This is a genomic window from Saccharopolyspora sp. SCSIO 74807, assembly GCF_037023755.1.
In the GTDB taxonomy this organism is placed as follows: Bacteria; Actinomycetota; Actinomycetes; order Mycobacteriales; family Pseudonocardiaceae; genus Saccharopolyspora_C; species Saccharopolyspora_C galaxeae.
Map to the genome: position 1 here is coordinate 5,942,167 of NZ_CP146100.1, position 21,359 is coordinate 5,963,525.

The window sequence follows — 21,359 nt, forward strand, 5'->3', positions numbered from 1 at the left end:
TCTCAGCCTCAATCTCGCTGCGTTGATCTCAGTTGCGCCTCGTCCGGTAACCGGGCCGGCCCGGTCGCTCGGGGCTCAGTCGCTCCCGCCGGTGGCCAGCCGCAGCAGGCTCTCGGCGTCCATGTCGTCGATCGAGCCGCCGTCCGACCCGCTCCCGGAGTCGCCCGTGCTCCCCGAATCGCCCGTGTTCCCGGAATCACCCGCGGTTGCGGTTTCGGCTCCCCCGGCGGGCTCGGCGTCGTCGGCCAGTGCCAGCACCATTTCCAGCAGTCCGGCCCGGCGCAGCCTGCTCGGCGGGATCGAACCGATCGCCTCGCGCAGCCGCGCGTCCGGGTCCGCGTCCGCCTCATCCGCGGGACCGCCGAACAGCTCGTTGTCCAGCAGCTGCGCCAATGCCGTCGGAGTGGGGTGGTCGAACACGACGGCCGCGGGCAGCGGCAGTCCGGTCGTGGTGCGCAGCCGGTTGCGCAGCTGCACGGCGGTGACCGAGTCGAAACCGACGTCCTTGAAAGCTCGCGCGGCGGGGACGTCCGCGGCCTCGGCGTGGCCCAGCGTCGCGGCGGCTTCGCGCCGCACGACATCCAGCAGGGCGCGGGAGCGTTCGGCCGCGGACAGTTCGGCGAGCTGCTCGCGGAGTCCGCCCTCGGACTCGGGTTCGTCGGCCGGTGCCTCGGCGGCCTCGGGAAGTTCGGCCAGCAGCGGGCTCGGACGGGTGGCGGTGAAGCTGGGCGCGAACTTCTCCCAGTCCATCTCGGCGACCACCGCGCTCGCGGACCCGTCCATGATGGACACTCCCATGGCGTCCAGCGCTTGCTGCGGGCGCATCGCCGCCACGCCCTGGCGCCGCAGCCGCTCGCGCACTTGCTCGTCGGCGGCCATGCCCGCGGCACCCCAAGTGCCCCAGGCGATCGAGGTCGCGGGTAGCCCGGCTGCGCGGCGGCGCTCGGCCAGCCCGTCCAGGTAGGCGTTCGCGGCGGCGTAGCCGGGCTGGTTCCCGCTGCCCCACGCCGCTGCGCCGGACGAGAACAGCACGAAGGCGTCCAGCTGACGGTCGCGGGTGAGCTCGTCCAGGTGGCGAGCGGCATCCCGCTTCGAACGCAGCAGCGTCGCCAGCTGCTCGTCGGTGAGTTCGGCGACCGGGCCGTCACCTGCGGAGACACCGGCCACGTGGAAGACCGCGGTGAGGTCGGCGACCCCGTCCAGCAAATTGGCGATCTGTGCGCGGTCCCCGGCGTCGCAGGCGGTGATCGTGACCTTCGCGCCGAGGTGCTCCAGCTGCGCGCGCAGCTCATCGGCACCGGGCGCCTGCGGGCCGCGGCGGCTGGTGAGCACCACGTGCTCGGCGCCGCGCTCGACCGCCCAGCGGGCGACGAACCCGCCGACTCCGCCGGTGCCGCCGGTGATCAGCACGGTCCCGCGGGCTTGGAACTCCGCGCGTCCGGCGGCAGCCGCGCGCCGGAGCCTGCGGCCGTGCAGCCCGTCCGCGCGGACCGCGACTTGGTCCTCGGGTCCGGCGAGGGCGCAGCGCAGCGCGGTCGGATCGACCGCGTCGGGCAGGTCGATCAAGCCGCCCCAGCGCTGCGGGTGCTCCAACGCGACCACGCGGCCGAGGCCCCACAGCGCGGCCTGCTCCGGGTCCACGTCCGCACCGCCCACCGCGACCGCTCCGCGCGTGACCATCCACAATGGAACGTCCAGGTCCGCGTCCAGCGCGGCCTGCACCAGCCGCAGCGGCCCGGACAGCTGCGCGGGGATCGGTGATTGGCCCGGTTCCACGGCGCTGAGCAGCGAAACTACGCCTGCGATCTCCTTGTCCTCGGTGGATTTCCGCAGTTCGAGGGCAAGTTCGTCGCGATGCTGCGCGCCCACCGGCAGCACCACGGTGCCCTCGCCGAGCGCGTCCACCAACTCGGCGACCCGCCCGCCGTGCGAATCCGGCACCGCGACGAGCCAGGTGCCCGCGACCGGTTCGGGCGCGTCGAAGCGGCTCCAGCCGATCCGGTAGCGCAGCGCGTCCACTGTCGAGCGATGCCGCGATCGCTCCCGCCACCCGGCCAGCGCGGGCAGTACCTCGTCGAGCGCCGCGCCGTCCACGCCCAGCCGCTCGGCCAGCGGGCCGGACTCGCCGCGCTCGACCAGCTCCCAGAACTCCGCGTCCAACTCGCCACCGGAAGGTTTGCGCGGGGTGAGCCAATAGCGCCGGTGCTGGAACGGGTAGGTCGGCAGTTCCACCACACCACCGGGATCACCGGTGAACAGCGTCGTGAGGTCCACCGGAGCGCCGTGCGTCCACGCCTCGGCCAGGGACAGCAGCAGCCGTCGCGGCCCACCGTCGTCACGGCGCAGCGTGCCCAGCACGGCAGTCGGGTCCGGACAGGACTCGTCCACCGTCTCGGAGATCGCGTTCGCCAGCACCGGGTGCGCGCTGGTCTCCACGAAGACCCGGTGCCCGTCGCCCAGCAGCGCCCGGGTGGCCTCCTCCATGCGCACGGTGTTCCGCAGGTTCGTGTACCAGTAGTCGGCGGTGAGTTCCGCGGTGTCGATGCGCTGGCCGGTCACCGTGGAGTAGAACGGGACGGTCGCCGGCCGCGGACTGATCGCTGCGAGCGTGTCGGCGAGTTCTTCCCGGGCCTGCTCGACGTGCGGGCCGTGCGAGGCGTAGTCCACCGCGACCGTGCGGGCGCGCACGGCGCGACCCTCGCACTCGGCGATCAGCGTGGCCAGCGCATCCGGCTCGCCCGAGACGACGACCGCGGACGGGCCGTTGACCGCGGCGAGCGCGATCCGGCCCTCGTGCGGCTCGATCAGCTCCACGGCCCGCTCGGCGGACGTCGCCAGCGAGACCATTCCGCCCTGCCCGGCCAAGGCCAGCAAAGCCTTGCTGCGCAACGCGACCACGCGTGCTGCGTCCTCAAGGGACAATGCTCCGGCGACGTGCGCGGCGGCGATCTCCCCCTGCGAGTGGCCGATGACGGCACGCGGCTCGGTGCCGTGCGCGCGCCAGACCTCGGTGAGAGCGACCATCATCGCGAACAGCGCGGGCTGCACCACGTCCACGCGCTCCGCGACGTCCTCGGGCACCTCGCCGGAGAGCACCGCGCGCAGCGAGAAGTCCACGAACGGCGCCAGTGCCCGCTCGCAGTCGTCGATCTTCGCGGCGAAGACCGCAGAGGTGGCCAGCAGTTCGCGGCCCATGCCCGGCCACTGCGAACCCTGGCCGGGGAACACGAAAACCGGGCCGGTGCCGCCGCAATCGGTGCCCTGCACCAGGTTCCCCGCGCCGGCGCCCGCGGCGAGCGCCGCGAGACCGCCGCGGAATTCTTCCCGGCCTTCGTCGGGTTCGCCTGCCACGGGTTCGCCTGCCCCGAGGACGACGGCGCGGTGCTCGAAGGTTCCGCGCGTCGTCAGCAGCGCCCAGCCTGTCTCGGCGGGGTCCGCATCGAGCGGCAGCCGCCTCGCCTGCTCGCGCAACGCGGCCTCGGACCGGGCGGACAGCGCCCACGGCAGCACCTCGTGCACCGGCGCGATCCCGCTCGCCGGCCCCGCCTGCTCCTGCTCGTCCGGTACCGCCTGCTCCAGGATCACGTGCGCGTTGGTGCCGCTGATGCCGAACGCCGAGACCGCCGCCCGCCGCGGCCGGTCGGACTCCGGCCACTGCCTGGCTGCCGTGAGCAGCTCGAGCTCGCCACCGGACCAGTCGACGTGCGCCGACGGCGTCTCCGCGTGCAGCGTCTTCGGCAACGTGCCGTTCCGCAGCGCCAGCACCATCTTGATGACTCCCGCGATACCGGCGGTGGCCTGCGTGTGGCCGATGTTGGACTTCAGCGAACCCAGCCGCAGCGGCTCGTCCCGGCCGGTGCCGTAGGTCGCCTGCAACGCCTGCGCCTCGATCGGATCGCCCAGCGCGGTGCCGGTGCCGTGCGCTTCGACGGCGTCCACATCGGACGGACCGAGCCCGGCGTTCGCCATCGCCTGGCGGATGACCCGCTGCTGCGCGGGACCGTTCGGCGCGGTGAGGCCGTTGGAGGCACCGTCCTGGTTCGTCGCCGAGCCGCGCAGCACCGCCAGCACCGGATGCCCGTTGCGGCGCGCGTCCGACAGCCGCTCCAGCACCACCACGCCGACGCCCTCGGCCAGGCTCATCCCGTCCGCGCCATCGGCGAACGCCTTGCACCGGCCGTCCACCGACAGCGCGCCGAGCCTGCTGAACCCGAGGAAGTCCTGCGGTCCGGACAGCACCGTCGAGCCTCCGGCCAGCGCCAGCTCGCTCTCCCCGCTGCGCAGCGACTGCGCCGCGAGGTGCAGCGCGACCAGCGAGGCCGAGCAGGCGGTGTCCACCGTGACGGCCGGGCCGCCGAGCCCGAGCAGGTAGGCGATCCGGCCGGAGAGCACGCTGGCCGCCGCGCCGGTGATGAACTGCCCCTCGGTGCCGTCGCCGATGCCGAACGCACTGGCGCTGTAGCCCTGGTGGCTGGCACCGATGAAGGTGCCGGTCGCGCTGCCACGCAGCCGCTCGGGAGCGATACCGGCGCGCTCCAGCGCCTCCCAGCCGGTTTCCAGCAATAGTCGCTGCTGCGGGTCCATCGCCTGCGCCTCGCGTGGCGAGATCCCGAAGAACCCCGCGTCGAAACCGGCCGGATCGTCCAGGAATCCGCCGCGAACCGAGTAGGTGCGACCCGCCCGCTCGGGGTCCGGGTCGTAGAGCCCGTCGGCGTCCCACCCGCGATCAGCGGGCATTTGCGAGGTCACGTCGGTGCCGTCCAGCAGCAGCCGCCACAGCTGCTCCGGCGTGGTGGCCCCGCCCGGGAACCGGCAGCCCATGCCGACGATCGCGATCGGCTCGTCCGGGTCGGCGCTGGCGCGGGCGACCGCGGCCCGCTGCGACCCGGAGATCTCGCCGTCCAGGAACTCCGCCAGCGCCGCCGGGGACGGGTGGTCGAACACCGCGGTCGTAGGCAGCGTCCGGCCGGTCGCGCGCACCAGCCGATTGCGCAGTTCGACCGCGGTGACCGAGTCGAAGCCGAGCTCGCGGAACGCCCGCCGCTCGGCCGGTTGCGAACTGCCGGTGTGCCCGAGCACCGCGGCGGCCTGCCCGCGCACCAGCTCCAGCAGGGTCCGGCGCCGCTCGTCGGCGGACATCGCGCGGATCCTCGCGGCGAAGCCGCCGGCATCCGGTTCCTGCTGCGGCGCGGCCGCCCGGATCTCCGGAATCTCGTCGAACAGCCGCGATTCCCGGGATGCGGTGAAGATCTGGTGGTACGGCGCCCAGTCCACATCGGTCAGCGCGAGCACCCCGGCGTCGGCGTCCAACGCCCGCTTCAGTCCGGTGAACGCCACCTCCGGGTCGAGGACGCGCAGGCCGGTCCGGCGCACACCGTGCCGGTCGGCTTCGGCCAGCTCCGGCGAGTCCGGCCATTTGCCCCAGTGCAGCGACATCGCGGTGGCCCCGCGTGCACGACGGTTCTCGGCGAGCGCGGAGAGGTAGGCGTTGCCCGCCGCGTAGGCCGCGTGCGCCCGGCTGCCCCACATGCCCGCGATCGAGGAGTAGAGCACGAAGGCGTCGACGTCATCGTCCAGCAGCTCGTCCAAGTGCCGCGCGCCGGTGACCTTGGCGTGCACGGTGCTGATGAAGTCCTGGAGCGTCGTGCTCTCGATCGTGTGCAGGTCGATGACGACCGCGGCGTGCACGACGGTGCGGATCTCGTGGCCTTCGGCGCGCAGCCGGTGGAGCAGCGCCGCCACGGCCTCGCGGTCGGTGACGTCGCAGGCTTCGACGGTGGCGGTGGTGCCTCGCTCGGCGAGCTCGGCGACCAGCTCCGGCATTCCTTCGGCGTCCAGGCCGCGCCGCGAAGTGAGCACGATGTGCTCCGCGCCCTGCCCGGCCAGCCAGCGCGCCAGGTCCGGCGCGATCGCCCCGGTCCCTCCGGTGATCAGCGCGGTGCCGCGCGGAGTCCAGTCGCGCACCGGCTGCGGCGCGGCGCGCACGATCCGGCGGCCGAACAGCTCGGTCCGGATCGCCAGCTGGTCCTCGCCGCCCCGGCCGCGCAGCGCCGCAGCCAGCAGCCCGGCGCCGCGCCGGTCCAGCTGCGCGGGCAGGTCGATCGTGCCGCCCCAGCGCTGCGGGTGCTCCAGGGCCGCGGTCCAGGCCACGGCCTGCACTTGTGCCTGCACCGGGTTCGGCAGTCCCGCACCGGGTCCGGTGCGCACGGCCTGCCGGGTCAGCGCCCAGGCCGGGGCGTCGATTCCGGCATCGCCGAGCGCCTGCACCAGGACGACGGTGAGCGCGAGGCCGAGCGGGATCTCCGGGTGCGTCCGCCCCGGCTGCTCGGCGAAGGCCAGCGCGGAGACGATTCCGGCGGGCTCACCCGCATCCGCCAGCCGCCCGGCCAGCACCTCGCGATCAGTGCAGCTCTCGTCGAGCAGCACCCGGCGCACTTCGGCTCCTTGCCGGGACAACGCGGCGAACACGTCGTTGTCGTCGGCGTCCTCGGTGGTGATCAGCAACCACGGCCCGGTCAGCGCGCTCCCCTCGGCGGACAGCGGGCGCCAAGAGGTCTCGTAACGCCACTCATCGGCGGCCGAGGCGGCGCACTGCCGCTCCCGCCAGGTCGACAGCGCGGGCAGCACCGCTTCCAGCGAACCGCGGTCGACGTCCAGCCCGCTGCTCAGCGCGGCGAGGTCCCGGCGTTCCACCGCGTTCCAGAAATCCGCGTCCACCACCTCGGTCGCCCGGACCGGCTCGGTCCAGAACCGCTCGTGCTGGAACGCGTAGGTGGGCAGCCGCACGACCCGTCCGCCGGTGCACGCCGTCCAGTCCACGTCCACACCGCGGACGAACGCCGCGGCGACCGAGCTCGCGAACCGCTGCGGCCCGCCGTGGCCGCGACGCAGCGTGCCGGTGGCGACCCCGGACACGCCGCGCTGCTCGATGAGCTCCTGCACGCCGCCGACCAGCACCGAGTGCGGGCTGACCTCGATGAATGCCCGGTGCTGCTGCTCGAGCAGGGCATCGATCGCCGGGGCGAACAGCACCGCGCTGCGCAGGTTCCGGTACCAGTACTCGGCGTCGAAAGCCGCGGTCTCGACCCATTCGCCGGTGACCGTGGAGAAGAACGGGACTTCCGGAGTCCGCGGGTCGATCCCGGCCAGGTCCGCCAGCAGGTCGTCGTGCAGCACCTCCACCTGCGCGGAGTGCGAGGCGTAATCGATGGCGATGCGCCTGACCCGCACTCCGGCTTCGGTGAGCTCGGTGAACAGCTCGTCCAACGCGGTGTTCGCGCCGGAGACCGCGACCGCGCGCGGCCCGTTGATCGAGCCGAGCACGACGCCGCGCCCCTCCACCAGCCGCTCCACCTCCGCGGCGGGCAACGGGATCGACAGCATTCCGCCGGTACCGGATAGCCGGCGGGCCAGTGCCCGTGCGCGCAGCGCGACGACCTGGGCGCCGTCCTCCAGCGACAACGCGCCCGCGACCACGGCCGCGGCGACCTCACCCTGCGAATGGCCGACGACCGCGTCCGGCAGCACCCCGTGCGCGCGCCAGAGCCGGGCCAGCGCGAGTTGCACCGCGAACGCCGCGGGCTGCATGACATCGGCTCGCTCCGGGTCGGGTGAGCCGGGAACCCGGCGCAGCACATCGGTGAGCGACCAGTCGACGTGCTCCCGCAGCGCCCGCTCGCACTCGGCGATGCGCGCGGCGAAAACCGGGCTGGAGTCCAGCAGTTCGGCGCCCATGCCCGGCCAGTTCGCCCCTTGGCCTGGGAACATCATGACCGTCTTGCCGTCCACATCGGACTCACCGGTCACGACGCCGGAGTGCGGCTCGCCCGCCGCGGCCGCGCCGAGCGCGGACAGCAGCTCCGCGCGATCCGCGCCGAGCACCACGGCGCGATTCTCGAAACGCGCGCGCGTGCGCACCAGCGAGTGCGCGACGTCCCGTGGGTCGAGTTCGCGCGCGGCGTGCAGCAGCCGCTCGGCCTGTCCGCGCAGAGCTGGTTCACCGCGGGCGCAGAGCACCCACGGTACGACCGGGCCGTCGTGGCGCTCGGCCTCATCGGCCTGCTCGCCGGGCGCCTCCTCCAGCACAGCGTGCGCGTTGGTGCCGCTCACACCGAACGAGGACACCGCCGCACGCCGCGGACGTTCTCCGCGCGGCCACGCGACCTGCTCGGTCAGCAGCTGCACGGCGCCGGAGGACCAGTCCACGTGCGGCGTCGGCTGCTCGGCGTGCAACGTCTTCGGCAGAGCGCCGTGGCGCATCGCCTGCACCATCTTGATGAGCCCGCCGATCCCGGCGGCGGCCTGGGTGTGGCCGATGTTCGACTTCAGCGATCCCAGCCGCAGCGGCCGGTCCCGGTCCTGCCCGTACGCCGCCAGCAGTGCCTGCGCCTCGATGGGGTCGCCGAGCTTGGTCCCCGTGCCGTGCGCCTCCACCGCGTCCACATCGGACGGTTCGAGCTCCGCGCCGCGCAGCGCCTCCTCGATCACGCGTTGCTGCGCGGGGCCGTTCGGTGCGGTGAGCCCGTTCGACGCGCCGTCCGAGTTCACCGCCGTGCCGCGCAGCACCGCCAGCACCCGATGCCCGTTCGCCTGCGCGTCCGAGAGCCGTTCCAGCGCCACGACGCCGGTTCCCTCGGCCCAGCCGGTCCCGTCGGCCTCCGCCGCGAACGCCTTGCAACGCCCGTCCGGCGACAGCCCGCCCTGCCGGGAGAACTCCACGAACAGCGACGGATCGGACAGCACCGTCACGCCGCCCGCCAACGCCAGCGAGCACTCCCCCGCACGCAGCGACCGGGCCGCCAAGTGCAGCGCCACCAGCGACGACGAGCACGCGGTGTCCACGGTCAGCGCCGGGCCGCGCAGCCCCAGCGCATAGGCCACCCGGCCGGACAGCACGCTGGAGGCGGTGCCGGTCATCGTGTGGCCTTGCAGCTCATCGGCGCGCGACTGGGAGCGGCCCCAGTGGTAGGCGCCGACGAACACGCCGGTCCGCGAGCCGCGCAGCGCGTCCGGGGAGATCGCCGCGTGCTCCACGGCCTCCCAGCCGACTTCCAGCAGCAGCCGCTGCTGCGGATCCATCGCCTCGGCCTCGCGCGGCGAGATGCCGAAGAAGCCGGCGTCGAACTCCGCCGCACCGGCCAGGAAACCGCCGGAGGTCGTCGTGCTTTCGCCGGCCAGCTCGGCCAAGTCCCATCCGCGGTCGGCGGGCGGCGCGGAGATCGCGTCGCCGCCGGAGTCGACCAGTTCCCACAGGTCCTCCGGCCCGCGCACCCCGCCCGGGTAGCGGCAGGCCATGCCGACCACCGCGATCGGCTCCCGCGCCCGGCCCTCCAGCTGCTCGATGCGCCGTCGCGCGGCCCGGAGATCGGCGGTCACCCGCCGCAGGTAGTCGACGACTTTCTCCTGCTGGTCTTCCTGCACCGGTCCGTCCTCACATCGGTGGGTCAAGCGACGAACTCGTCGTCGATGAGGTCGAGCAGCTCCTCCAGCGGCGCCTGCGCGATGTCCGCGTCGGCTCCCGCCTCGCTGCGGGCCCGCGCGGCGACGCGGTCCAGGCGGGCGGCGATCTCCTGCCGCTGCGCGAAGTCCGCGTCCGCGAGCAGCCGCTCGACCTGGTGGTCCAGCTCGTCCAAGGGATCCGCGGCGGGCACCGCCAGCTCGTCGTGCAGCAGCTCCGCGACCGCGCGCGGGGTGGGCCGGTCGAACACCAGCGAGCTGGGCAGCGCCAGCCCGGTCGCGGCGGCGAGCCGGTCGCGCAGCTCCACTCCGGTCAGCGACTCGAAACCGGCGTCCTTGAACACCCGCTCCGGGCCGATCGCATCGGTGGTGCGGTGGCCGAGCACGGTGGCGGCTTCGGCGCGCACCAGGTCGAGCAGGTGCGGGAGGCGCTTGGGTTCCGGGAGCTCGGCGAGCCGTTCGGCCAGGCCGGGCTCTGCGATCTGCTGCTCGGCGGCGGCTCCGGGAACCTGCGGCCGCGCGCCCGCAGGGCTCGGCCAGTAGCGCTCGCGCTGGAACGGATAGGTGGGCAGCGCCACCGGGCGGGCACCGGTCCCGGCGAACACCGCGTTCCAGTCGACCCCGGTGCCGGTGACGTGCAGCCGCGCCAGCGCGCCGATCCAGGCGGACTCCTCACCGCGGTCGCGGCGCAGCGCAGGAACCACGGTCGCCGGGCCGTCCAACGACTCGCGGACCATTCCGGAAAGCACCCCGTCCGGGCCGATCTCCAGGAACGTCGTCACGCCTTCGGCACGCAGCGCGCGGATGCCGTCGGCGAAGCGCACCGCCTCGCGGACGTGGCTGACCCAGTGCTCCGGATCGGCCAGTTCGCCGGGCTCGGCGAGCTTGCCTGTCAGGTTGGACACCACCGGCACCGCCGGTTCGCCGAACCGCAGGCCGCGCAGCACCTCGCGGAACTCCGCCAGCATCGGCTCCATCAGCGGGGAGTGGAACGCGTGCGAGACGCTGAGCCTCGTGGTTTTGCGACCCTGCTCAGCGCAGTGCCGCATAGCGGCATCGACAGCTCGTTCCGTGCCGGAGACCACGACGGAGTACGGACCGTTGATCGCGGCGAGGCCGAGTTCGTCGCCCAGCAGCGGCGCCACGTCCTCCTCGCACGCCTGCACCGCCGCCATCGCGCCACCGGCGGGCAACGCCTGCATGAGCCGTCCCCGCGCGCACACCAGAGCCGCGGCGTCCGCGAGCGGCAGCGCACCCGAAACGTGCGCCGCAGTGATCTCACCGACGGAATGCCCGGCGAGCAGATCCGGCCGCACACCGCAGGATTCGGCGAGCCGGTGCAGCGCGACCTCGATCGCGAACAGCGCGGGCTGGGTGTGCTCGGTGCGCTCCAGCTCCGCGGCGTCCGCGCCCCAGATCACGTCCCGCAGCGAACCGCCCACGTGCTCGTCGACCGCGCGCAGAACCTCGTCCAGGGCGTCGGCGAACACCGGGAACCGCGCGTGCAGCTCCCGGCCCATCCCGAGCCGCTGGGCTCCCTGCCCGGAGAACACCACCGCGAGCCGCCCATCGTCGACGACTCCGCGCGCGGTTTCGACCGCGTCGCCCTCGTCGGCCAGCAGCACCGCACGGTGCTCGAACGCGGTCCGGCGGGTCGCGCACGACAATCCCAGGTCCGCCGCCGCGTGCTGCTCGGCCAGCTCGCGCGCGCGGGTGATCTGCTGCTCCAGCGCCGCCTCGATCCGGCCGGACACCGGGATCGGCACGACGGAGGGCACGGTCCGCACCGGTTCCGCCGATGCGGCGCTCGCGACGCCCTCTTCGAGGATCACGTGCGCGTTCGTCCCGCTGATGCCGAACGATGAGATCGCCGCGCGCTTGGGGCGATCCGCGCCGGGCCACGGCGCTTCGGCGGTGAGCACCTCGACCGCGCCCGCGCTCCAGTCGACCGCCCGCGTCACGTCCTGCACCCCGCGAATGCCCGGCAGCGTTCCGTGCCGCATCGCCAGCACCGTTTTGATCAACCCGGCCATGCCGGCGGCCGCCTGCGCGTGTCCGATGTGGCCCTTGACCGATCCCATCAGCAGCGGCGTCTCGCGGTCCTGCCCGTAGGTAGCCAGCACCGCGGACGCCTCCACCGGGTCGCCCAGCCGCGTCCCGGTTCCGTGCGCCTCCAGCGCGTCCACGTCCTGTGTGGACAGATCGGCGTCGGCGAGCGCGGCGCGGATGACGGCCTGCTGCGCGTGCTCGCTCGGGGCGGTGAGCCCGTGCGAGGCACCGTCGGAGTTCACCGCCGAACCACGGATGAGCGCCAGTACCTCGTGCCCACTGGCGCGCGCACGCGACAACGGTTCCAGCAGCACTGCACCGACGCCTTCGGACCACGCGGTCCCGCACGCACCGTCCGCGAACGGCCTGCACCGCGAATCCGGCGCGAGACCACCTTGCCGCGTGTAGCCCACGAACGCCGCGGGCGTCGACATGACCGTCACACCGGCCGCCAACGCCATGTCGCACTCCCCCGACCGCAGCGCGCGCACGGCGGAATGCACTGCCACCAACGAAGACGAGGACGCGGTGTCCACAGTGATCGAAGGACCTTCCAGACCCAGGAAGTAAGCCAGCCTCCCGGAGACCACCGCGGGGGCGAACCCGGCGACCGAATGCCCGGACAGGTCGTCGCCGGAGTCTGCCGCCGCCACCGCGTAGTCCTGCCCGTTCACCCCGGCGAACACGCCGGTCCGGCTGCCGCGCAACCCGAGCGGATCCATCCCGGCGCGCTCCAGCGCCTCCCAGCCGACCTCCAGCAGCAGCCGCTGCTGCGGGTCCATCGCCAGCGCCTCGCGCGGCGAGATCCCGAAGAACCCGGCGTCGAAATCCGCCGCACCGCTGAGGAATCCGCCCTCCTCCGGCACACCGGCGGCGCGCAGCTGCGCCACGTCCCAACCCCGATCCGCGGGAAGCGGCGACATCGCGGTGTCGTCGGACGTGACAAGCCGCCACAACTCCTCCGGCGAGCCGACGGCACCGGGGAACCGGCACGCCATCGACACCACCGCGATCGGGTCGTGCTCTGGAATCGTCATGCGCTGCACCACCTTCGGCCTCGGGTCGGGCGGTCGTGGCAGACGGTATGCAGGCGAGCGCTGTACTTTTCCCTAGAGCGGCACGGGAACGCGACCGGTGAACTAGGGATTCTCCTCGTTGCGGTGTGGGAGAAAGTCCCCGCCAGCCAACGTCCCCCGCACCGGGACGACCGACTCGCGAAGGGCTCAAGTTCATGGCGTCGACCCGGCGGCCCGTGCTGTTCGTCAGCTATCCGGAGAGCGGGCTGCTCAACCCGCTGCTCGTGCTGGCCGAGGAACTGTCCCGCAACGGCGTCGAGGACCTGTACTTCGCCACCGACGACAACCGGCGCGAGCAGGTCGAGGCCGCGGGCGTAGGCACCCCGGTGCACTTCGTCCCCCTCGGCGACGTGGTGCCGGAGATGTCGGCGGTGACGTGGGACGACGAGACCTACCGCGAGGTCACCCAGCGCTCCCGGTTCAGGGCGCACGCCGCGGTCATCCGGCACACTTTCTCTCCCCGTGCGCGGGTTTCCAAGTACCGCGCGCTGGAAGAGGCCGTCGACGAGATCGCGCCGGCGCTCATGGTCGTGGAGAGCATGTGCAACTTCGGCTACGAGCTGGCGATCACCAAGGGCATCCCGTTCACGCTCGGCGTGCCGTTCATGCCGAGCAACGTGCTCACCTCGCACGTGCCGTTCGCGAAGTCCTACACCGGGCCGGACTTCCCGGTGCCGCACTCCGGGCTGCCGCACGCGATGACGCTGCGGCAGCGGATCGCCAACCGGGTCTTCAAGTTCCGCACGCTGGCGATGTTCATGACCAAGCAGCTGCGCGAGCGGGCCGCGGAGGACCAGCGGGTCCGCGACTCGCTCGGCATCTCCGGCGACGCGGCCGGGTTCATGTCCCGCATCGAACGCGCCGAGATGGTGCTGTGCTACTCGATCCCCGAGCTGGACTACCCGTTCCCGGTGCCCGCGCACATGCGGCTGGTCGGCACGATGGTGCCGCCGCTGCCGCAGGCGCCGGACGACGAGGGACTCGCGCAGTGGCTGGATGAACGGGATTCCGTCGTCTACATGGGATTCGGCACGATCACCCGCCTCACCGCCGAGCAGGTGCGCGCACTGCTGGAAGTCGTCCGCCGTCTCGCCGACCGCGGCACGCACGTGCTGTGGAAGCTCCCGGCCGAGCAGCAACACCTGTTGCCGGACGAGCTGCCGCAGAACCTGCGGGTGGAGGACTGGGTTCCGTCCCAGTTGGACGTGCTGGCCCACCAGCACGTGAAGCTGTTCTTCACCCACGCCGGCGGCAACGGTTTCCACGAGGGCCTGCACTTCGGCAAACCGCTGGTGGTGCGTCCACTGTGGGTGGACTGCGACGACCAGGCGGTGCGCGGGCACGACTTCGGCGTTAGCCGCACCCTCGATCACCCGGAGACCTTCGACGTCGAGGACGTGCTGGACAAGCTGACCACGGTGCTCGACGAGCGCGGTTTCACCGAACGGGCGGAGGTTTTCGGACAACTGCTGCGGAACGCCGGTGGTCGCGAAGCCGCTGCGGAACTCCTGCTCGAGCTACCCGCGCTGCGCGACGAGGAACGGGCGAGGATCTGAGATGGCCATCAGCCAGCCGGTCTCCAAACCTTGGCTCAACGGCAACGAGCTCACCTACGCCACGCAGGCCGTCGGCGACGGCTGGATCTCCTCGCAGGGACCGTTCGTGCGGCGCTTCGAGGAGGCGTTCGCCGAGTACAACGCCACCGCGCACGGCGTCGCCTGCTCGTCCGGCACCACCGCGCTCACCCTCGCGCTGCGGGCGCTGGGCATCGGGCCCGGCGACGAAGTGATCGTCCCGGAGTTCACGATGATCGCGAGCGCCTGGGCGGTCAGCTACACCGGCGCCACTCCGGTGTTCGTGGACTGCGCCGACGACCTCAACATCGACGTCACCCGGATCGAGGAACGGATCACGCCGCGCACCAAGGCGATCATGCCGGTGCACATCTACGGCAGGCGCTGCGCGATGGACCCGATCCTGGAGCTGGCCCACGAGTACAACCTGCGCGTGGTGGAGGATTCCGCCGAGGCGCACGGCGTGCGGCCGGTCGGCGACATCGCCTGCTTCTCGCTGTTCGCCAACAAGATCATAACCGCCGGTGAGGGCGGCATCTGCCTCACCGACGACGAGCGACTGGCCGCGCAGCTGGCGCACCTGCGCGGGATGGCGTTCACCAGCGATCACAGCTTCCTGCACAAGAAACTCGCCTACAACTTCCGCATGACCGCGGTGCAAGCCGCGATCGCGCTGGGCCAGACCGAGCAGCTGGACGAGATCCTGGCCGCGCGCAACGAGATCGAGAAGCGCTACGACGAGGGCTTGCGCGACATCGACGGCATCACCCTGCTGCCACGGCGGGACGTGCTGTGGATGTACGACCTGCGCACGCGCGACCGCGACGGGCTCCGCGCGTTCCTCGCCGAGGAGGGCATCGAGACCAGGGTCTTCTTCAAGCCGATGAGCAGGCAGCCGATGTACCGCGACCCGGGCTGGTCCGAGCTCAACGCCAGCCGGTTCGCCGCGGACGGCCTGTACCTGCCCACCCACACCGGGCTCACCGCCGAGGACCAGGAGCACGTCGTCGGCAAGGTGCGCGAGTTCCACGCACGATCAACTCGCTCGAGGGAAGTGCCGACATGACGACTGCGAGCACACCGGTCGATTTCCCGCTGCGCCGTCCCGGAGCGTCCTTCCCGCCCGAGGAGTACGCCCGGTTCCGCGAACAGCCCGGCCTGGTCCGGTCCCGGCTGCCCACCGGCGCGGTGGTGTGGCTGGTGACCCGGCACGAGGACGTGCGCGCGGTGCTCACCGACCCGCGGGTCAGCTCGAATCCGGATCACGACGGCTTTCCCAGCCTGCTCGGCCGCACCGGCGGGGTGCCATCGCCGGACACGATGCCCGGGTGGTTCGTGGCGCTGGACCCGCCGCAGCACGACCGGTTCCGCAAGACCCTGATCCCCGAGTTCTCGGTGCGCCGCATCCGGGCGCTGCGCCCGGCGATCGAGGAGATCGTCGACGAGCGGGTCGATGCGATGCTGGCGGCCGGGCCGGACGCGGACCTGGTCGCCGACTTCGCACTGCCGGTCCCCTCGCTGGTGATCTCCAGCCTGCTCGGGGTGCCGGCGGCCGATCGGGACTTCTTCGAGGCCAAGACCCGGGTGCTGGTCAGCACGACCGCCACCGATCAGCAGCGGGAGACCGCGACCAAGGAGCTGCTGCGCTACCTCAACCGGCTCATCAAGATCAAGGCGAAGCGGCCGGGCGCGGACCTGATCAGCAGGCTGCTGGCGGGCGGGAACCTCTCGGCCGCGGAGCTTTCCGGGGTCTCCATGCTGCTGCTCATCGCCGGGCACGAGACCACCGCGAACAACATCGCGCTCGGCGTGCTCACCCTGCTCATGCACCCCGAGTGGGTCGGCGCCGACGGGATCGTCGAGGAGCTGCTGCGGCTGCACTCGGTCGCCGACCTGGTGGCGCTGCGGGTGGCGACCGAGGACCTGGAGATCAGCGGGCAGCGGATCGAGGCGGGCGAGGGCATCGTGCCGCTGGTGGCGGCCGCGAACCACGACGAAGCGGCTTTCGGCTGCCCGCACCGGTTCGATCCCGAGCAGGCGGCGCGGCACCACGTCGCGTTCGGCTACGGCGTGCACCAGTGCCTCGGGCAGAACCTGGTGCGCGGCGAGATGGAGGCCGCCTACCGGGCGTTGTTCGAGCGGATTCCCGGGCTGCGGCTGGCCGCGCCGGTGGAGGAACTGCCATTCAAGTACGACGGCGTGCTGTTCGGGCTGCACTCGCTGCCGGTCCGCTGGTGAGCGCCGTCGTTGGACCCGTGAGCAGGAGGAAGGCACGTGGAGATCAGCGTGGACCGGGGCAGGTGCGTGGGCGCCGGGCAGTGCGTGCTGTCCGCGCCGGACGTGTTCGACCAGGACGACGACGGCATCGTCACGGCGCTGGAGAGCCGTCCCGGCGACGACTTCGCCGGGGAGGTGGCGCAGGCGGAGCGGATCTGCCCGGCGCAGGCGATCACCGTGCGGCAGGACTGATCGTCCGCCGATCCTGGATTCACACCTTTTCGAGCGAATTCAGCTTTGCACAGCAAGGACTTTCATCCGTCCACAATGGACCTTAAGATCACCTGATCCAGCTATGGCGAACACGGGTTCGACTCCGGAGCATGGAGTTCATGAACCCCTTCCGATTCGCCCAGCTGATCGCCGCCCAGCTGATCGCCATCGAGCCATCCGGACGCCACCGATCCGTCGCACGCCTCGCCCCCGCGGCCGGTCGCCCACCATCGCAGCGCCACGCACCACACAGGAAGCGGCGCGCCGCACCGCAGTTAGTCCTTTGTGGACGAATTCGGCTCACCGCTCCGCAGCTGGATGGTGCGGGAGCATTCGCCGGGCGAGGTCGGCGAGTTCGCGGGTGGCCGGGGAAAGCGTGGTGGAGCGCCTGCGCACGAGTGCGATGGTGTCGTGGAGCGGCTCGTGGAAGCCCACCATGTGCAGATTCGGCGGGCACATCGCGCTGTTCGCCACCGCGCGAGCGAGGACGGTGTCGCCGACGCCGCGCTGCACCAGTGACAGCGCCGATTCCACGTGCTCAACCTCGATCCACGGATCGAGCCGAAGTCCCGCGAGCTGAGCGCGATCGGCGAGCTGGCGGCGCGTCGGGTCGGCCCAGCCGTAGTGCGCGTCGTAGAGGATCAGCTTGGCCTGCGCGAGGTCCTCGATCCGCAGCGGCTCTTCCGCACGGGCCGGATCGGCGGTGGCGTAGCACACCTCGTCCCGCAGCAGCGGGGTCACTTCGAGACCTTCGTCGTCGATGGGCAGCACGACCAGCCCGGCCTCCACGGTTCCCGCCGCGACGGCGGCCGCCACCTCGACGGAGTTCAGCCCGATCAGCCGGATGCGCACATCGGGATAGCGGTCGTGGAAGCGCTGCGCGAGGTCGGAGAGCAGGTAGTAGCCGGCGTTGCGCAGCAGCCCGAAGGTGGCGACCCCGCCGTCCAGGGAACGCACCGAACGCAGCGCTTGCGCACCGCCGTCGGCGGCGGCCGTGGCCTGCTCGGCGAACGGCAGCAGCGTCTCGCCTGCGGCGGTGAGCACCAGCCGCCGGGCTCCCCTGGTGAACAGCGGGGTGGCGTGATCGTCCTCGAGCTTGCGGATCAACTCCGAGACCGACGCCTGAGCGACCCCCATGGCCGCCGCCGCAGCGGTGAACGAGCCGGTCCGGGCGGCGAGCAGGAACGCCTGCAACTGCTTCAGTGTCACAAGGAAATCCTATGCCGAGCACAGGCTTCGATCATCTTGTCCTGTGCTTTGCCCGTTCGTAAGGTCGCCGCCATGCGCTTCGCACCCTCCCTGCTCAGGGAACTCGGTAGCTCGTACCGACCGCTCAAGACACCGGCGCACGAGGGCCCTGCCGCACAACGCGACCCGGCGGTGATGCAGCGGGTCTCGGAGATGCTCGCCGCGATCGAACGCGACGGCATGGACGCCGTGCTCCGCTACGCGAGCGAGCTCGACGGCTGGACTGGCGCCGAAGTCGAACTCGACGCGGCGGCGATCCGGCGCAGCGGCGACCGGCTAGCCGCGGACCACCGCGCGGCGTTGGAGCTCGGCGCCGAACGGACCAGCGCCTTCGCCCGCGCACAACGCGCGCACCTGACCGACTTCGAGACCGAGCTGGCTCCCGGCCTGATCACCGGGCACCGGTACGTGCCGGTGCAGCGGGTCGGCGCGTACCTGCCAGCCGGGCGGTTCCCGCTGACCGCGGGCGCGTTCATGACCGTCGGGGTGCCCAAGGTCGCCGGAGTGCGGACGGTGCTGGCGTGCGTGCCGCCCGGCCCGGACGGCACGCCGGACCCGGCGGTGCTCTACTCCGCGCACCTCTCCGGCGCCGACCGGGTCTACGTGCTCGGCGGGGTCCAGGCACTCGCCGCGATGGCGTTCGGCCTGCTCGGCGAACGTCCGGTGGACGTGCTGGTAGGAGCGGGCAACGCCTTCGTGGCCGAGGCGAAGCGGCAGCTGTTCGGCACCGTCGGCATCGACCTGCTCGCAGGGCCGTCCGAGGTCGCCGTGCTCGCCGACGAGACCGCCGACCCGGAACTGGTCGCCGCGGACCTGCTCGGCCAGGCCGAGCACGGGGTGAACTCCCCCGCGGCACTGGTGACCACGTCCGAGCAGCTCGGCGAGGCCGTGATCGAACAGGTGCAGCGGCAGCTCGAAACCCTCGCCACGAAGGAGATCGCCGGCCCGGCGTGGCGCGATCACGGGTCGGTGACCTGGGCCGCGGACGCCGAGACGGCCGTGGCGCTGATGGACGACCTCGCGCCGGAACACCTCGAAGTGCACACCGCCGACGACGAGCACTACCACCGGGCGCTGCACAACTACGGCTCGATCTTCCTCGGCCCGTGGAGCACGGTGGCCTATTCCGACAAGGGGATGGCCGGGACCAACCACGTGCTGCCCACCGCGGGCGGCGCCAAGCACAGCGCGGGCCTGTCGGTGTCGCGGTTCCTCAAACCGCTGACTTACCAGCGGATCGCCGAGCAGGCGACGCCCTTGCTGGCCGATGCCGTCGACGTGATCTCCGATTACGAGCGGATGGCCGCGCACCGCGCCACCGCCACCATCCGCACCGCCCGCTACCAGAAGGGAACGCGCTAGATGAGCGGCAAGTCCGACCAGCCGAACACGGAGGTCGTCCCGGCCTCCGCACCGCAGCGGGGCGGCTCCCCGGAGGGAACGATGCACCCGCCTGCGCGGACGATGCCGACCGACCACGCCATCCGGGTCGACTCCGGGCACGGCGCGGACGAGCCCCGGCGCGTACCCGGGGAACGCCGCCAGCCGATGCGCGGTTTCGAGGACACCTACACCGACATCGTCGACTACATCGTCCGGATCACCCACCGCATCTGGGAAGACCAGGACGTCGGGTACATCTACGACACCTACAGCCCCGGATGCAGGCTGCACGGCGACAACGGCTACTCCTACGGCGTCGAGCAGCTCGTCGACGGAACCATGCAGTCGATCAACGCCTTCCCGGACTGCAGGCACTACGCCGACGACGTGATCTGGGCGGGTGACGAGGACCAGGGCTTCGTCACCTCGCACCGCGCCATCAACATCGGCCACCACACCGGACCGTGGCGCTGGGGCCCGCCGACCGGGCGCAAGCTCGACACCTGGGTGATGGCGAACTGCGTGGTGCGGGAGAACGAGATCTACGAGGAATGGGTCCTCTACAACACCGCGGCAAAACTGCAGCAGCTCGGCGTGAACGTGGTCGAGGCGGCACGCACCTACGGCAACGAGGGCGGGATCGCTCCGCTGACCGCGCGCCAGTTCAGCGAGCCGCTGCGGCTGACCGGCGGGCGCAAACCGAAGTCGATGCCGCTGCCGAGCGCCCGGTTCGACGTGGAGCAGACGGTGCGGGCGCTGTTCCACAACGTCTACAACCGTCGCGACCTGAGCATGTTCGACCGGGTGTACGCCGACGCGGTCCGCTGGCACGGCACCACGAACCGCACCGGACGCAACCGGTCCGATGTGCGGGGCATGGCGCGTTCGCTGCTGGCGACCTTCCCGGACCTCGGGGTATCGGTGGACGAGGTGTACTGGATGGGCAACGAAGCCGACGGGTTCAGCGTCTCGGTCCGCTGGTCCGGCGCGGGAACGCACCGCGGCTACGGCCTGTACGGTGCACCGACCGGGCGCCGAGCGCAGCTGTGGGGCATGTCGCAGCTGTACTTCTCGGGCGGGCGCATCGTCGAGGAGTGGTCGTTGTTCAACGAGTTCGACGTGCTCGCCCAGCTGCTGACCGACGAGCCCGCGGCGTTGCTGGGATGAGCACCTCCGCTCCGGTACGGCATCCATGTCGGCCGCGATGACCCGGGTGCTGTGCGCGCAGCTGGCTCCGCGCGTGGCCGACCCGCCGTACAACCGCGAGTTGTCGGTGGCGGCCGTGCGCGGGGCGGCCGCGCGCGGAGCCGAGGTGATCGTGCTCCCGGAACTGGCGACCTCCGGCTACCGGCTCAGCTCGGTGGCGGAGGCGACCCCGGCGGCGTTGCGGCCGAGCGATCCGCTGCTCGCCGAGTGGGGCCGGGCGGCGCCGGAAGCCGTCGTGATCGGCGGGTTCTGCGAGCTCGGCGACGACGGGCGGCTCTACAACAGCGCGGCGGTGCTGGATCGCGGGGAACTCGTCGCGGTCTACCGCAAAACGCACCTGTGGGACGAGGAGCGGCTGCTGTTCACCCCGGGCGCCGAAGCGCCACCGGTGCTCGACACCGCGCACGGCAGGATCGGGGTGCTGATCTGCTACGACCTCGAATTCCCGGAGCTGACCCGGCGGCTGGCCCTCGACGGGGCGGAATTGCTCGCCGCGCCGACGAATTGGCCGCGGGTGCCGCGACCCGAACGGGAACGCGCACCCGAGGTGATCATCGCGATGGCGGCCGCACGCGTGAACCACCTCGCCATCGCCTGCTGCGACCGCAGCGGGAGCGAACGCGGCACCGACTGGACCGAAGGCACCGGGATCATCGGTCCCGACGGGTGGATGCGCGCGGAGGCCGACGCCGAAGGAATCGCCTGCGCCGACCTGGATCTGCGCGCTTCGCGGGACAAGCGGCTCACCGAGCACGCCGACCTGTTCGCCGACCGCCGCCCGGAGTTGTACGGCCCGGTGGCGCGGGACTGAACCACCGAGCCGTCCAACCCGACTCCGCGCGGGACCGAGGTGATTCGCCACCCCGACCGGCCGGCG

At 72.2% G+C, this 21,359-nt stretch carries 9 protein-coding genes and 1 pseudogene; 7 read left to right on the forward strand and 3 right to left on the reverse strand.

Annotation, left to right across the window (positions count from 1 at the left end):
- Positions 1–75 precede the first annotated feature (75 nt).
- Entirely contained in the window at positions 76–10,119 is a 10,044-nt protein-coding gene (locus V1457_RS27240) for a type I polyketide synthase (protein ID WP_407074798.1), read from the reverse strand.
- Positions 10,092–12,542, reverse strand: a pseudogene (locus V1457_RS27245) (type I polyketide synthase); the annotation flags it as partial. The pseudogene V1457_RS27245 and the gene V1457_RS27240, both read right to left, overlap by 28 nt.
- Positions 12,543–12,736: 194 nt before the next feature.
- Between V1457_RS27245 and V1457_RS27250 the strand changes: the two are divergent.
- From V1457_RS27250 to V1457_RS27265, 4 genes are read left to right on the forward strand one after another with little or no spacing between them, the layout of a single operon-like run.
- Positions 12,737–14,137: a glycosyltransferase gene (locus V1457_RS27250; RefSeq protein WP_338597841.1), complete on the forward strand. Its 1,401-nt coding sequence runs from the start codon at positions 12,737–12,739 to the stop codon at positions 14,135–14,137.
- Between the two features lies 1 nt (position 14,138).
- Entirely contained in the window at positions 14,139–15,221 is a 1,083-nt protein-coding gene (locus V1457_RS27255; RefSeq protein ID WP_338597843.1) for a DegT/DnrJ/EryC1/StrS family aminotransferase, read from the forward strand.
- Complete coding sequence (locus V1457_RS27260) at positions 15,218–16,393, forward strand: cytochrome P450 (protein WP_338597844.1); 1,176 nt, start codon at positions 15,218–15,220, stop codon at positions 16,391–16,393. Before V1457_RS27255 ends, V1457_RS27260 begins: the two co-directional genes overlap by 4 nt.
- A gap of 36 nt (positions 16,394–16,429) precedes the next feature.
- Positions 16,430–16,624, forward strand: a complete 195-nt coding sequence (locus V1457_RS27265; protein WP_338597846.1) for a ferredoxin — start codon at positions 16,430–16,432, stop codon at positions 16,622–16,624.
- A gap of 321 nt (positions 16,625–16,945) precedes the next feature.
- Here V1457_RS27265 and V1457_RS27270 read toward each other — a convergent pair whose 3' ends face one another.
- Positions 16,946–17,854: a LysR family transcriptional regulator gene (locus tag V1457_RS27270; protein WP_295150566.1), complete on the reverse strand. Its 909-nt coding sequence runs from the start codon at positions 17,852–17,854 to the stop codon at positions 16,946–16,948.
- A 72-nt stretch (positions 17,855–17,926) separates the two neighbouring features.
- On the opposite strand from V1457_RS27270, the gene hisD reads away from it, so the two are divergent.
- From hisD to V1457_RS27285, 3 genes are read left to right on the forward strand one after another with little or no spacing between them, the layout of a single operon-like run.
- Positions 17,927–19,255, forward strand: a complete 1,329-nt coding sequence (gene hisD / locus V1457_RS27275) for a histidinol dehydrogenase (protein ID WP_338597848.1) — start codon at positions 17,927–17,929, stop codon at positions 19,253–19,255.
- A complete protein-coding gene (locus V1457_RS27280) occupies positions 19,256–20,443 on the forward strand; it encodes an ester cyclase (RefSeq protein WP_338597849.1) in 1,188 nt (395 codons plus the stop codon).
- A 25-nt stretch (positions 20,444–20,468) separates the two neighbouring features.
- A complete protein-coding gene (locus V1457_RS27285; RefSeq protein WP_338597851.1) occupies positions 20,469–21,293 on the forward strand; it encodes a nitrilase-related carbon-nitrogen hydrolase in 825 nt (274 codons plus the stop codon).
- Positions 21,294–21,359: the final 66 nt, after the last annotated feature.